At 63.1% G+C, this 13,356-nt stretch carries 17 protein-coding genes; 12 read left to right on the top strand and 5 right to left on the bottom strand.

What is annotated here, in order from left to right; translation table 11 throughout:
- The first annotated feature begins 9 nt into the window (after positions 1–9).
- Together ASD58_RS09860 and ASD58_RS09855 are read left to right on the top strand one after the other, a co-directional pair.
- A complete protein-coding gene (locus tag ASD58_RS09860) occupies positions 10–588 on the top strand; it encodes a DUF4241 domain-containing protein (RefSeq protein ID WP_057260932.1) in 579 nt (192 codons plus the stop codon).
- Between the two features lie 45 nt (positions 589–633).
- Positions 634–1,191 (top strand): PH domain-containing protein, encoded by a 558-nt coding sequence (locus ASD58_RS09855; RefSeq protein ID WP_057260931.1) that lies wholly within the window; start codon positions 634–636, stop codon positions 1,189–1,191.
- Here ASD58_RS09855 and ASD58_RS09850 read toward each other — a convergent pair.
- Entirely contained in the window at positions 1,130–2,191 is a 1,062-nt protein-coding gene (locus tag ASD58_RS09850; RefSeq protein ID WP_057260930.1) for a hypothetical protein, read from the bottom strand. The two genes, ASD58_RS09855 and ASD58_RS09850, sit on opposite strands and share 62 nt — an antisense overlap.
- Before the next feature lie 99 nt (positions 2,192–2,290).
- Between ASD58_RS09850 and ASD58_RS31155 the strand changes: the two genes are divergently transcribed.
- Positions 2,291–2,467 (top strand): hypothetical protein, encoded by a 177-nt coding sequence (locus ASD58_RS31155; RefSeq protein WP_156401219.1) that lies wholly within the window; start codon positions 2,291–2,293, stop codon positions 2,465–2,467.
- On the opposite strand, the gene ASD58_RS09845 is transcribed toward ASD58_RS31155, so the two are convergent.
- Together ASD58_RS09845 and ASD58_RS09840 are read right to left on the bottom strand one after the other, a co-directional pair.
- Complete coding sequence (locus ASD58_RS09845; RefSeq protein ID WP_057260929.1) at positions 2,468–3,247, bottom strand: DUF2145 domain-containing protein; 780 nt, start codon at positions 3,245–3,247, stop codon at positions 2,468–2,470. It lies immediately after the preceding gene.
- Positions 3,248–3,250: 3 nt separating this feature from the next.
- Complete coding sequence (locus ASD58_RS09840; protein WP_057260928.1) at positions 3,251–3,649, bottom strand: hypothetical protein; 399 nt, start codon at positions 3,647–3,649, stop codon at positions 3,251–3,253.
- 132 nt (positions 3,650–3,781) lie between these two features.
- Between ASD58_RS09840 and ASD58_RS09835 the strand changes: the two genes are divergently transcribed.
- A complete protein-coding gene (locus ASD58_RS09835; RefSeq protein ID WP_057260927.1) occupies positions 3,782–4,513 on the top strand; it encodes a helix-turn-helix transcriptional regulator in 732 nt (243 codons plus the stop codon).
- Between the two features lie 7 nt (positions 4,514–4,520).
- On the opposite strand, the gene ASD58_RS09830 is transcribed toward ASD58_RS09835, so the two are convergent.
- Together ASD58_RS09830 and paaX are read right to left on the bottom strand one after the other, a co-directional pair.
- Positions 4,521–5,648 (bottom strand): M14-type cytosolic carboxypeptidase, encoded by a 1,128-nt coding sequence (locus ASD58_RS09830; RefSeq protein WP_057260926.1) that lies wholly within the window; start codon positions 5,646–5,648, stop codon positions 4,521–4,523.
- Positions 5,649–5,761: 113 nt separating this feature from the next.
- A complete protein-coding gene (gene paaX, locus ASD58_RS09825) occupies positions 5,762–6,688 on the bottom strand; it encodes a phenylacetic acid degradation operon negative regulatory protein PaaX (RefSeq protein ID WP_057260925.1) in 927 nt (308 codons plus the stop codon).
- A 123-nt stretch (positions 6,689–6,811) separates the two neighbouring features.
- On the opposite strand from paaX, the gene paaA reads away from it, so the two are divergent.
- From paaA to paaI, 8 genes are all read left to right on the top strand, one after another.
- Entirely contained in the window at positions 6,812–7,801 is a 990-nt protein-coding gene (gene paaA, locus ASD58_RS09820; protein WP_057260924.1) for a 1,2-phenylacetyl-CoA epoxidase subunit PaaA, read from the top strand.
- 11 nt (positions 7,802–7,812) lie between these two features.
- Positions 7,813–8,097: a 1,2-phenylacetyl-CoA epoxidase subunit PaaB gene (gene paaB / locus ASD58_RS09815; protein WP_057260923.1), complete on the top strand. Its 285-nt coding sequence runs from the start codon at positions 7,813–7,815 to the stop codon at positions 8,095–8,097.
- A gap of 10 nt (positions 8,098–8,107) precedes the next feature.
- Complete coding sequence (paaC, locus tag ASD58_RS09810; protein ID WP_057260922.1) at positions 8,108–8,860, top strand: 1,2-phenylacetyl-CoA epoxidase subunit PaaC; 753 nt, start codon at positions 8,108–8,110, stop codon at positions 8,858–8,860.
- Positions 8,860–9,405: a 1,2-phenylacetyl-CoA epoxidase subunit PaaD gene (paaD, locus tag ASD58_RS09805; RefSeq protein WP_057260921.1), complete on the top strand. Its 546-nt coding sequence runs from the start codon at positions 8,860–8,862 to the stop codon at positions 9,403–9,405. Before paaC ends, paaD begins: the two co-directional genes overlap by 1 nt.
- Before the next feature lie 4 nt (positions 9,406–9,409).
- Positions 9,410–10,486 (top strand): 1,2-phenylacetyl-CoA epoxidase subunit PaaE, encoded by a 1,077-nt coding sequence (gene paaE / locus ASD58_RS09800; protein ID WP_057260920.1) that lies wholly within the window; start codon positions 9,410–9,412, stop codon positions 10,484–10,486.
- Positions 10,487–10,566: 80 nt separating this feature from the next.
- Positions 10,567–11,358, top strand: a complete 792-nt coding sequence (paaG, locus tag ASD58_RS09795) for a 2-(1,2-epoxy-1,2-dihydrophenyl)acetyl-CoA isomerase PaaG (protein ID WP_057260919.1) — start codon at positions 10,567–10,569, stop codon at positions 11,356–11,358.
- Between the two features lie 2 nt (positions 11,359–11,360).
- Entirely contained in the window at positions 11,361–12,914 is a 1,554-nt protein-coding gene (gene paaH / locus ASD58_RS09790) for a 3-hydroxyacyl-CoA dehydrogenase PaaH (protein WP_057260918.1), read from the top strand.
- Positions 12,907–13,353 (top strand): hydroxyphenylacetyl-CoA thioesterase PaaI, encoded by a 447-nt coding sequence (paaI, locus tag ASD58_RS09785; RefSeq protein ID WP_057260917.1) that lies wholly within the window; start codon positions 12,907–12,909, stop codon positions 13,351–13,353. The genes paaH and paaI overlap by 8 nt, the downstream gene beginning before the upstream one ends.
- The last annotated feature ends 3 nt before the right edge of the window (positions 13,354–13,356 follow it).

Here is a 13,356-nt window from a genome sequence, read left to right as displayed (position 1 = left end):
GATGGGCGCATGAGCTATGCGCCCAATCCCGAAGGACTGCGCTCCGCCTTTGCCGCGGAGCGCTTTACGTTTGAAGAGACCACCATTCAATTCTCGCTGGCCCAAGCCGGGCGGCTGGGCGTCAGCTCCGGCAAGATCGCCGCCGGTGACCCGCAGGCCGAACCTGCGCCGCAGCCGTTCACGCAATGCGTGCCGAATGGTGAATATCCCGTCACGCTGGCCATTGCCCGTTTCGAAAACGGTGACGAGCGCATTGCCTATGCGCGGGCCCAGCTCGGCGACGCGGCGGTCGCCAACTGGTATCCGGCGCTGCTTGCCACGCAAGACGCCAGCACGCTCAAGCACGGAGAGATCTTCGGCTACAGCGTGGAATCGGGTAGCGCCTGTTTCATGGATCCGCAAGCCGGGCTGGAAAGCGCCATCGTTTTCGCCGCCAGCGGGGGCGGGCCCTACGCCTCTTACTTCGGCTATAGCGCCGATGGCCGCGTGGTCAGCCTGGTCAGCGACTTTGCTGTGGTCCCCAACCTGCACGACGCGCCGCCAGCCGGCCGGAGTTGGTGGAAACGCTTACTGTTCTTCTGGAAGTGACAATCTGCCAGATTTAAAGGCACTCCCGCCGGGTAAGATGGCGGCATGGATAATTTGTCAATCAATGAACGCGTCTTATGGAGCGGCGCCCCGCGACAGGGCCTGATGCTGCGCGCTTCCGACTTGCTGATGATTCCATTCAGCCTGCTATGGGGCGGTTTCGCCCTGTTCTGGGAATACTCGGTCCTCAGTTCGGGCGCGCCGCTGGTATTCCGCCTGTGGGGCATTCCCTTTGTGCTGGTCGGGCTGTACATGGTTGCCGGCCGTTTCCTGGTCGAAGCCTGGCAGCGCGCTTATACCGACTATGCGGTGACCGATGAACGCATCATCATCCGCTCCGGCATTTTCAAGCGCAGGATGAAAAGCCTGAACTTGCGTGCGATGGGAGAGTTCTCGCTGACCGAAAACGGCAAGGGCGAGGGCACGATTGCCTTCGGAATTTCGCCGGCGGGAAATATGTTCAGCGGGCTGGCTTCCTGGCCGGGCGTTGAGGAACTGCCGCGCTTCGACACCATCGCCGACGCGCGCAAGGTCTACGAAGTCATTCGCAGCGCGCACTCCGCGGCTCACCACACGCGACCATTCGGGCAACGCCTGGGTTGAGCAGGTAGTTGGTGTGCGCGTGGTCGGGGCGCTCCAGCAGGCCGAGCCAGGTGGGCGCATTTGACACCAGCACATTCACCACGTCCACTCCCAAGCCGGCATAGCGCTCGCGTTCCAGTGTATAGGTCAGCAGGTCGTTCGGGTCGCTGAATGCGACCAGGCTTAATTTGCCGGCACTTCGGTTGCGCGGAAGTGCGCCTGCGCGGCGCTTGAGCAAGAGCTGCTGCAGGCTGTCGGGCGGGCGGATGGCCGTTGCCGCTGCACCCGCTGTACCCGGATTGGCGCCCGCTACCTGCTGGTCGGCCAGCGCGAGCAGGGGAATCTGGTTGGCAGCCATCACCAGGTAAGCCATGCGGTCGATGGTGCGCTGTGCGCCGCTGTCCATGCGCAGCAGGGTATCGAACAGGATCTTGCTGCCAAGGCTGGACGACAGCACCAGCAGGGGCGTCTCGGGCGGCCCGTCCCCGGTCGCACGCAGGATCGCTTGCGCCATGCGCTGCTGGATGGTGTCGCGCGCTACGCCCTGGTAGATCAGGGCATCGGGAAGGCAATCGTCCAGCAGCTTGTCCTTGGCCAGGCCATTCAGCCTGGCGCGTGTGGCTGGCAGGCGCGCGCTGAGGTCATACTCGAGCTGGCGCTTGAGGGGCGTCGTCAGCGGCGACCAGAGCAGGGCCTTGATGCGCAACTCGCCCTGGCGCAGCGTGATGATGCGCTCGACTATTTCTATGCCATCCGCAGCCATGGCGGCGGGCGCCGCGCCTGCCGGGCGCACCGGCTCGGCATGGAGCGCGCTGCCCAATTGCGCCACCGTTTCGTCGGCCCAGCGCGCGTCGTGGGTGCACATGCCATGCACCAGCAGCACGTCGACGCGGTGGTCCGGGGCTTGGGCGACAAAGTCCACCAGTCCGGGAAAGGCGCCATCCTGTTGCGGCGGGCGATAGGGCAGGAACGTGCAGCCGACGAGCAAGGCGCAAGCCAGCAGGGGAATAAATAGCTTCATATTCGCCTCCATAAAGGCCCATGATCGGCGCAGATCGCAGCACAGCCTTTGCGCCGGCGCAAAACTGGCAACTTCCTGGACCCGAGCCTAACATGAAGCATGACCAGCAAACGCCAAATCGAACGCCTGCCTGCGCTGTTTTTCGAGCCGGAGGCGCCATCCATCCTTCCGCCGCACCTGCGCGCACCTGGCCAGCCGGGCTACCCGCAGGCGCGCGAGCTTGAACGGCTGCGCCGCAAACACGTCACCCGCGTGCGACAACTCAACCGCAAGTAATCACAGTTCGATCACGCGTGCGCCGCTGTCGTAGCTGCGCACGAATCTCTCGATCTCGTCCACCGTGATGGTGTCGAAGTGGCCGCGGATACGCAGGCCGGTCGGGTGGTCGTCGAAGGCGACGTTGGCGCGGAACAGGCGGGCGCCGACGCGCGAACCCAGGCCGATATCGATGCCGGAAGGGCGGAAGCCGGCTTCGTTCAGCCATTTCTGCGCCTCGGCGCGGGTTTCAACCCGGCCCGGTGCGGCACTGGCAGCGGCCAGCGTTTCCAGCACCCACTGGTTGGAGTTCTGGTAGCGCGTGGACCAGGCATACGACAGCATGCTGTATTTCGGCTCGTGCAGGCGCAGCGGCGTGCGCGAGGCCAGCACTTGCGCCAGCCGTTCCTGCACTTCGGGCGAAGGCAGGATCAGCTGCGATTTGTATTGATACAAGCCGCTCAGGAAGAAGTTGCCCAGGCCATCGTTGTACAGCGCGGAATTGGCGGTGCCGCAATCGTTCAGCAACTGCACCACCACCCAGCGCCCGGCCGGATGGTCGCGCCACGCCAGGCCGACGTGGGAATAGCGCAGGCCATATTGCGACAGGTCCTGTCCGGCGCGGGCGATGATCGCAACCTGTGCGTCGCTGTCATCGAGCTTGCGCATGCTGCGCCGGGCCAGGTCCAACGAACGTTGCACTTCGTCCACCGACAGCGGCTTGTGTTCGCAATGCTGGCCTGCGTGGGCGCTGCCCACCATTGCGCAGGCCAGCGAAAATGAAAGGAGCAAGCGTTTCATGGCTTAGCTCACGCGGCTGTGATGCAGCAGGGCCTTGCCCAATTCGTTCGGCACGAAAGCGATCACCTTGCCCGATACCACCAGGGCGTGGCCGGCCGACATGGCCACGGCGCTGACCGCGGTGCCGGCCACCACCGAGACGCCTTCCAGCGCCTTGCCGCTGAATTCCACGGTTGCCTTGCTGCCGTCGCCGACGGCCTTCAGTACCACCACCACGCCTTCGCCAACGACTTCGACGGATTCCACCACCAGCGAGCCGCCCGCAAACACCGTCAGCACGGAACCCGCCACCACCACGGCGGACAAGCCGCCCACGCCCTTGCTCAAAGTTTGCGAACCATCCGCCGCCTGGCTGCTGGCGCAAGCGACAGCAAGCAGGGCGGCGATCAGGGTGCGTTTCATTTTTTGCTCCACAGATTAAAGGAGCGGCCATCTTGCTGCGCTCCCTGCGGCGGGGCAATCCGTATGCGCACTGTAGCGCAGGGGCATGCTGGTGGTATCATATTTCGATACTTTATTGCTAAGGATTAATGCATGTCCAACGTCATCCGCCTGGTCGACGCGCTCAAACGCCAGCTCAAGGCGCGCGGCATCACTTACGCCGTCCTCGGGCAGAAGATCGGCCTGTCGGAGCCCAGCATCAAGCGCATGTTCGCCGCCCGTAATTTCACGCTCGACCGGCTGGAACAGGTGCTGGCCGTGCTGGAGATGGACTTCGCCGAACTGGCGCTGGCCAGCGCCGACACGCCGCAACTGATCTCGCAACTCACCTATGCGCAGGAAAAGGAAATCATCAGCGACACCAAGCTGCTGGTGGTGGCCGTACTTGCGCTGAACCAGGTGCCAATGGAGGAAGTGGTGGCCAACTACAAGATCAGCGCCGCCGAAGCGACGGCTTGCCTGCTAAGGCTCGACAAGATCGGCTTCCTGATGCTCAAGCCGAACAACAAGGTCAAGCTGCTGGTGTCGCGCACTTTCAGCTGGCTGCCGAATGGCCCGATCCAGGGCTTCTTCCGCGACGAGGCATACAGCGATTATTTCGATAGCCGGTTCGACGGCCATCATGAAGTGCAGCGGCTGGTGAGTGTGATGCTGTCGCAGCAATCGACGCGCGCCTTGCTGGAGCGTTTGAAGCAGGTGGCGGACGAATTCTCGCTGCAGCACCAGGATGATGCGCGGCTGCCGTGGGAGCAGCGCCGCGCCGTGACCATCATGCTGGCAGCGCGCCCGTGGATACCCAAGGCATTCCGGGCGCTGCTGCGCTGAAGAAGGCTTAGAAGTTGCGCAGGGCGCGCAGAACTGGCGGCAGCACGTCTTCGCCCAGCTTGGCCGAGCGGGCGCCGTTCCAGCCCACCACTTCGTCCGGATCGTTGGCGTTGTCCTTGAACGGCAGTTCCAGGGTCAGCGACAGGCAGCCGAACAGGTGGGTGATGTGCGGCGAACCCATGGTCAGCACTTCCGGGGTGTATGGCGAGTCGGGATACCCGTGCTCGGACTGGAAGTCCGGCGATGCCAGCTTGAAGTCGGCGATGAACTTGTCCTGCGCAGCCTTCTGCTCCCTGGTGAAGTTCGGCAGGGCGTCGCTGCCGGCCACGAAGACGTAAGGCAGGCCTTCGTCGCCGTGCACGTCCAGGAACAGGTCGCAGCCGATTTCCTTCATCTTTTCTTTGACCAGGAAGACTTCCGGCGAACGTTCCATGGTTGGCTCGTTCCACTCGCGGTTCAGGTTGGCGCCGGCGGCGTTGGTGCGCAGGTTGCCGCGCACGGAGCCGTCCGGATTCATGTTCGGCACGATGTAGAAGCAGGCGTCCTGCAGGCACTGGCGGGCGTATGGGTTGGCGGCGTCGAGCAGGGCCTCGACCATGCCTTCCACGAACCATTCTGCCATGGTTTCGCCCGGGTGTTGGCGGGCGATGACCCACACCTTCTTCTCGGCCTGCTGGTCGCCGATGACCAGCAGGTTCATGTCGCGGCCTTCGACCGAGCTGCCCAGGTCGACCAGTTCGGCCAACGGGTGCATTTGCGCGGAGTCCAGCAGCGACAGGTGGCGTTCCCACGAATACGGCTCGAAATAGGCGTAGTAGACCGAATCGTGTTCCGGCGCGTGCTCGATGGTCATCACTTCGCCATCGAAGGAAGTCGGGACGCGGAACCAGTTGTCGCGGTCATAGGAAGCTACCGCGTTGTAGCCCTTCCAGCCTTCAGCATAGGCAGCCTTGCCAGCATTCAGGAAGCGGATGGTCAGCGGCACGGCTTGCGCGCCCTGCACACGGAAATAGAACCACTGGATGATGTCCGCGTGGGAGTCTTTGCGGATATTGACGTCGATATCGCCAGCGGAGGTAACGCTGACCACATCGATGGCGCCAGCATCGAACTGGCTGCTGATCTTGATAGACATTGTGTGTCCTGTCGGAAATGAAGCGCTGTGCGCGAAGGCCGACATGATACACCAGCCCCCACAGCCGCGCCCGTGTCACACCATGGGGTCACACCCCAGGTGTGACACGGGCTCTACTGCAGGCCGCCGAAGCGGTGGTGGAAGCTGGTTTCGGGTTGCGGGGCGCTTGGGTCTTCGCGTCGCAGGGCAGTGAGGATGTGCTGCTCGGCGGGGGCGCTGAGCTGGCGATAGAGCTGGCTGGCCAGTTCGTAGGCGCGGGCGCCGGGCCAGGACTCGGGCAGGAGTTCGATCGGCAGTTGCGGGTCGTGCAGTTGCACGCGGCGGTAAGCGTGGATCAGCAGGGTGCGCAGCACAAAGGCTTGCTCGGGATCGATGTCGCCCGCTTCCGCCAGCAGGCCAGGCACGGCGCTGAAGGCGGCGACAAACTTCCCGTAGCCTGCCGCCACTTCGCTGAGGTCCCAGCCTTCGGCCACCATCTCGCCCAGCGGCCGCGCGCGCAGGCCGGGGACTTCGCTGGCCTGCACCACGTAGACCTTCTGCAGCAGCCCAAGGCGCGACAGCAGGGCTTCCAGCGCTTCCATATCGCCGGCGGGATGGCCTGCAATGCCGGGCGCGATCACGCTGTAACCTTCCCACAACAACTCCTTGCGCAACTGGCCGCGGGCCGGGGCGTCCAGACCATCGGCGGCCAGCACCAGGGTCCACTGGCCGTTCCAGTGCACGTTCAACGGGGCGTAGATGCGGCGGAAGGCGCGGCTGAAGCGGCGCATGGCATCGGGCGTGATGGCGTAGCTGCTGCGGCGGCCGTCGCGTTGGGCGCCCAGCCAGCCTTCCTGCGCCAGGCGGAAGACGGAGGTGCGCAGCAGGCGGTCGTTGACACCGAAGGGCGCCAGCAGTTCGATCAGGCTGCCGGTCCACACCATGCCGCCGTGCGGGACGATGGCGTCGCCGAAGATGGTCATCACCAGCGATTTGGAGCGCGGCGGGTCGCTGGCCAGGAATTCTTCAATCCAGCCATTGATTTTCTGGTTTTTTTGCATAGACCACAGTTTATACACTGTCATTGATCTAGATACAGAATTTTTAAATGACACACAAAATTCGTTTGCAAAGCTGTTTTTGTATCGTATTATGAAGCTATCCCGAACAAGGAGGCCCTCCTTATGTACGCTCAAATGGTGGAAACCGGCCTGAAGAAGGTCCAGACCGCAGAAGATATGGACGCGCAGGAGCGCGAATTCCAGGCACGCATCGACGCCGGCATCAAGATCGAGCCGAAGGACTGGATGCCGGAGGCTTACCGCAAGACCCTGATCCGCCAGATCTCCCAGCACGCCCACTCCGAAATTGTCGGACAGTTGCCTGAGGGTAATTGGGTGACCCGCGCGCCGACCTTGAAGCGCAAATCGATCCTGCTGGCCAAGATCCAGGACGAAGCGGGCCATGGCCTCTACCTGTACAGCGCCGCCGAAACCCTGGGCGTGTCGCGCGACGAACTGCTGGCGGCCCTGCATAGCGGCAAAGCCAAGTACTCGTCCATCTTCAATTACCCGACCCTGAGCTGGGCCGACATGGGCGCCATCGGCTGGCTGGTCGACGGCTCAGCCATCATCAACCAGATCCCGCTGTGCCGCTGCTCGTATGGCCCGTACTCGCGCGCCATGATCCGCGTCTGCAAGGAGGAATCCTTCCACGCGCGCCAGGGCTACGACATCATGATGTCGCTGGCCAAAGGCACGCCGCAGCAGAAGGCGATGGCGCAGGACGCATTGAACCGCTGGTGGTGGCCGTCGCTGATGATGTTCGGTCCGTCCGACGCCGCTTCCGTCAACAGCGCGCAATCGAGCGCCTGGCGCATCAAGCTGTTCTCCAACGATGAACTGCGCCAGCGCATGGTCGACCAGACCGTGCCGCAAGCCGAATTCCTGGGCCTGACCATCCCCGACCCTGACCTGAAATGGAACGAGGAGCGCGGCTCCTACGACTTCGGCGAAATCGACTGGGCCGAGTTCCACGACGTCCTGAGGGGCAACGGCCCTTGCAACCGCGAGCGCTTGCGTACCCGCGTCAAAGCCTATGAAGACGGCGCATGGTTCCGCGATGCGCTGGTGGCCTACGCCGACAAACACAATAAGGAGCAGGCTGCGGCCTGAGAGGAGACAAGATGAGCAAAGAATGGCCACTGTGGGAAGTCTTCATTCGCAGCCAGCACGGGCTGGCGCACAAGCATGTGGGCAGCCTGCATGCTCCGGACGCGGAGATGGCAATCAACAACGCGCGCGACGTCTACACGCGTCGCAATGAAGGTGTGAGCATCTGGGTGGTGCGCGCTTCCGATATCGTCGCCAGCGCGCCGGCCGACAAAGGACCGCTGTTCGAGCCGTCCAACAGCAAGGTGTACCGCCACCCGACCTTCTTCCCGATGCCGGAAGAAGTGAAGAACCTGTAAGGCTATCTCCATGGATAACAAGGTCAATTACCTGCTGCGCCTGGGCGACAACGCCATGGTGCTGAGCCAGCGCCTGTGCGAATTGTGCGGCAAGGGCCCTGCGCTGGAAGAGGATATGGCGCTGTCCAATGTGTCGCTGGACCTGCTGGGCCAGACGCGCATGTGGTACACCTACGCCGCCGAACTGGAAGGCGCGGGCCGCGATGAGGACAAGCTGGCCTACCTGCGCGATGCGCATGATTACAAGAACGTGCTGCTGGTCGAGCAGCCGAACGGTAACTACGCGCACACCCTGGTGCGCCAGTTCTTCTTCGATACCTGGCATTACTTCCTGATCGGTGCGCTGACCAGGTGCAGCGATCCGCGCATCGCGGAAATCGCCGAGAAGTCGCTGAAGGAGGTCACCTACCACCTGCGCCGCAGCGGCGACCTGATCGTGCGCCTGGGCGACGGCACCGACGTGTCGCACCAGTTCACGCAGGCCGCGGTCGATGAACTGTGGATGTACACCGGCGAGGTGTTCAACTACGACGCGGTGGATGACGCCATGGTGGCGGAAGGCATTGCGCCGCCGGCTGCCATGCTGCGCGAGCAGTGGCTGTCGCACGTGTCCGATATCCTGGGCGAAGCGACCTTGACCATGCCGCCGGCCGACGCGTGGATGCAGAAGGGGGGCAAGCAAGGCCGCCACACCGAGCACCTGGGCTACCTGTTGGCCGAGATGCAGTTCCTGCAGCGCGCTTACCCGGATTCGGAGTGGTGATGGACGCAGCGCGTGTCTGGTCGCTGCTGGAGCAAGTGTCCGACCCGGAAATCCCTGTGATCTCGGTGGTGGACCTCGGCATCGTGCGCGATGTCCAGGTCACCGGCGCATCGTCGTGCGCGGTCACGATCACGCCTACGTATTCCGGTTGCCCGGCCATGCAAGTGATCGCCGACGCAGTGCAAGGTGCGCTGCACGATGCGGGCATCAAGCAGGTCGACATCATCACCCGCCTGTCGCCGGCATGGACGACCGACTGGATGAGCGATTCCGGCAAGGCCAAGCTGAAAGGCTACGGCATCGCTCCGCCGGCGCAGCGCGTGGTCGACATCAGCGGATTGCGCACCCCGCGGTCATCGGCAGCACCGGTCGATGCGCTCAAGGCCGGCGTTGCGCGCGGCGCCGTGCCGGCGCCAAAGGTGATCTGCCCCCATTGCGGCTCCAGCCACACCCAAATCACCAGCCAGTTCGGCTCCACGCCCTGCAAGGCGCTGTACAAGTGCCTTGATTGCCGCGAGCCTTTTGACTACTTCAAGTGCCACTGACACCATGAGCAAATTCTATCCATTGTCCGTCGCCAAGGTGCAGCAGGAAACCCGCGACTGCATCGCCGTCACCTTTGCCGTGCCTGCCGAACTGCAGGAAAGCTTCAAATATCAGCAGGGCCAGCACCTGACCCTGCGCACCAGCATCAACAACGAAGACGTGCGCCGCTCGTACTCGATCTGCTCCGCCGTACAGGACGGCGCCCTGCGCGTGGCGATCAAGCGCACCCCGGGCGGCATGTTCTCTACCTGGGCCAACGAGTCGCTGAAGCCTGGTGCGACCGTTGAAGTGATGCCGCCAATGGGGCACTTCAATGTTCCGCTGGATGCGGCGCAGTGCAGGAACTACCTGGCCTTTGCCGCAGGCAGCGGCATTACGCCTATCCTGTCGATCATCAAGACCACGCTGCTGACCGAGCCGACCAGCCGAATTACCCTGTTCTACGGTAATCGCGCTTCCTCTTCGGTGATCTTCAAGACGGAGCTGATGGAGCTGAAGGACGCTTACCTCGAGCGCCTGAACATCGTCTACGTGATGTCGCGCGAGCAGCAGGATATTGAGCTGTTCAACGGCCGTATCACCAAGGAAAAGACCGAGCAATTCCTGCAGCACTGGATCGATATCAAGGATTACGACACCGCCTTTATCTGCGGCCCGGAAGACATGATGCTCGGCGTCTCCGCTGCCTTGCAGGAAGCAGGCATGCCGAAGTCGAATATCAAGGTCGAGCTGTTCGCAGCCAGCATTCCCAAGCACCAGCACAAGCCGCGCGTGCAGGCGGATGCCGCACCGCACCTGACCGAAGTCACCGTGATCATGGACGGCAATGCCGCTTCGTTCACCATGGAGAAGGACAAGGAGTCGATCCTGGATGCCGGCCTGCGCGCTGGCCTTGACATGCGCTATTCCTGCAAAGGCGGCGTATGCTCTACCTGCCGCTGCAAGATGGTGGAAGGTAAGGTCGACATGGACGTCAACTATGCATTGGAAGACTACGAGATTGCACGCGGCTTTGTATTGAGCTGCCAGGCTTTCCCGGTCACTGATAAAGTGGTTGTCGATTTCGATCAGGCAGAATAAAACCGGCCTGCGGCCGCCGCGTATCGGTGTCTGACCCTGCGGGTCAGACACCGCCTTACCGGTTTTAAGAGGAGACAAGTGTGAGCTACGAGAACATCCAATTTGAAATCGAAGCAGGTGTCGCAAAACTGACCCTGAACCGTCCCGACAAGCTGAACAGCTTCACCCAGGCCATGCACCTGGAAGTGCGCGAAGCGCTGGCCCAACTGCGTGCCGACAAATCGGTGCGCGTACTGGTGCTGACCGGCGCCGGCCGCGGCTTCTGCGCCGGCCAGGACCTGGGCGACCGCGCCGTCGCTCCAGGCGGTGCCACCGTGGACCTGGGCGAATCGGTCGAAAAATTCTACGCTCCGCTGGTGCTGGCGCTGCGCGAACTGCCGATGCCCGTCATCTGCGCCGTGAATGGCGTGGCCGCCGGCGCAGGCGCCAACCTGGCACTGGCCTGCGACATCGTGCTGGCCGCCAAATCCGCCAGCTTCATCGAAGCGTTCTGCAAACTGGGTCTGATTCCCGACACCGGCGGCACCTGGCACCTGCCACGCCTGATTGGCCACGCGCGCGCCACCGGCCTCGCCATGCTGGGCGAAAAACTGTCCGCCGAACGCGCCGAACAATGGGGCCTGATCTGGAAAGCTGTTCCGGACGAAGAGCTGATGAACGAAGCCATGGCCATGGCCAGGCACTTCGCCAGCGCGCCGACCAAGGGCCTGGCCTTCACCAAGCACGCGCTGCAAGCCAGTTACGGCAACACACTGGCCGACCAACTGAAGCTGGAAGGCGAAATGATGCGCGAACTTGGCTACAGCCATGATTACCGCGAAGGCGTGGACGCCTTCATCAACAAGCGTACTCCAAACTTCAAGGGGGAATAAGCATGGCGGCTCTGGCGAAAGGCAGTGTCGTTGCCGTCATCGGCAGCGGGGCAATGGGTTCCGGCATCGCGCAGGTTGCGGCGGCTTCCGGCTACACGGTCAAGCTGTTCGATACCCGCGCGGAAGCGGTCGACAAGGCGATTGCCGATATCGGCAAGGTGTACGGCAAGCTGGTTGAAAAAGGCAAGATGAGCGCCACCGATGCCGATGCCGCGCGTGCCCGCTTGCAAGCCGTTGCCAGCCTGGGCGACTTGGCCGATGCGGGATTGGCGGTTGAAGCGATTGTCGAAAACCTTGACGTCAAACGCAGCCTGTTCGCCGACCTGGAAGGCATCGTCGCCGATGACGCCATCCTCGCCACCAACACCTCCTCGATTTCTGTTACCGCCATCGCGGCCAAACTGCGCAAGCCACAGCGCCTGGTCGGCATGCATTTCTTCAACCCGGTGCCGCTGATGGCGCTGGTGGAAGTAATCAGCGGCCTTGCCACGGGTCGCGACGTGGCCGAAACCGTGTACGACACCGCCATTGCCTGGGGCAAGAACCCGGTGCATGCCAAGTCCACGCCGGGCTTTATCGTCAACCGCGTAGCGCGCCCTTATTACGCCGAAGGCTGGCGCCTGCTGAACGAACAGGCCTCCGATGCCGCCACCATCGACGCCGTGATGCGCGAGGGCGGCGGCTTCCGCATGGGACCTTTCGAGCTGATGGACCTGATCGGCCACGACGTGAACTACTCCGTTACCGAATCCGTCTTTCGCGCCTATTACAACGACCCGCGCTTCACGCCGTCCGTGATGCAGCAGGAGATGGTGAACGCCGGCTTCCTGGGCCGCAAGTCCGGCCGCGGTTTCTATGACTACAGCGAAGGCGCTTCTGCCCAGCAACCGCGTTTTGAAGCGCCGCAACCGCTGCCCGAATACATTGGCTACAGCTTCGAGCCGGGCGACCACACCTCCATCGCGACGATGCTGATCGAACGCCTGAAGTCGCGCGGCGTCAGCGTGACCAAGCGCAACTCGGCCGAAGGGCACCGTTCGTCGGAAGCGCCTGCCTTCCACTGCAATGGTGCGGCCATCTACCTGACTGACGGCCGCACTGCGACCCAGCGCGCACGCGATGACAAGCATGCCGATATGGTGGTGTACGACCTGGTGTTCGACTTCAATGCATCGCCGCGCATCGCCATCGCGTGCAGCGACCAATGCAGCCCGCGCGCCATGGCATCGGCCATCGGCATGTTCCAGGCGGCCGGATTCACAGTCACGCGCCTGGACGATGTGCCTGGCCTGGCAGTGATGCGTACCGTCGCAATGCTGGCCAACGAAGCCGCCGATGCCGTCAACCAGGGCGTGTGCAGCGCGCAGGCCGCCGACGTGGCGATGCAGAAAGGCGTCAACTATCCGCGCGGGCCGCTGGCGTGGGCGGACCTGGTGGGCGTCAAGCATATCGTTACCGTTCTGGAGAACCTGGCAAGCAGCTATGGCGAGGACCGCTACCGCGTGTCGCCGCTGTTGCGCCGCCGCGAGCAAAGCGGAGCCAGGATCCATGCATAACCCCAAGATGCACCCGCAGGCCCTGGCCGAAGCGGCCGGCGCGGCCATGTTCTCGCGCGATGCCGCCAGCCAGGGTCTGGGTATGAAGTTGGTAGAAATCCGCCCCGGTTATGCGCGCATGACCATGCCGGTGCGGAGCGATATGCTGAACGGGCACCAGACTTGCCACGGCGGCTTTATCTTTGCGTTGGCCGATAGCGCTTTCGCATTCGCGTGCAACAGCCATAACCACACGACGGTTGGCGCGGGCTGCACGATCGACTACCTCGCCCCCGGGCGGATGGATGATTTGCTGACGGCGGAGGCGGTCGAACGCACCCTGGTCGGCAAGACCGGCATCTACGATGTCACCGTCTGCAACCAGGAGGGCAAGATGATCGCCACCTTCCGCGGCAAGTCGCACCGCGTGGCCGGAGAGGTGGTTCCAACCCATAGCTAGTTG

It is taken from the genome of Duganella sp. Root1480D1, assembly GCF_001427305.1.
Lineage (GTDB): Bacteria > Pseudomonadota > Gammaproteobacteria > Burkholderiales > Burkholderiaceae_D > Rugamonas.
The sequence above is the reverse complement of the archived record's forward strand: the minus strand, read 5'-3'. Positions and strand labels throughout refer to the sequence as shown.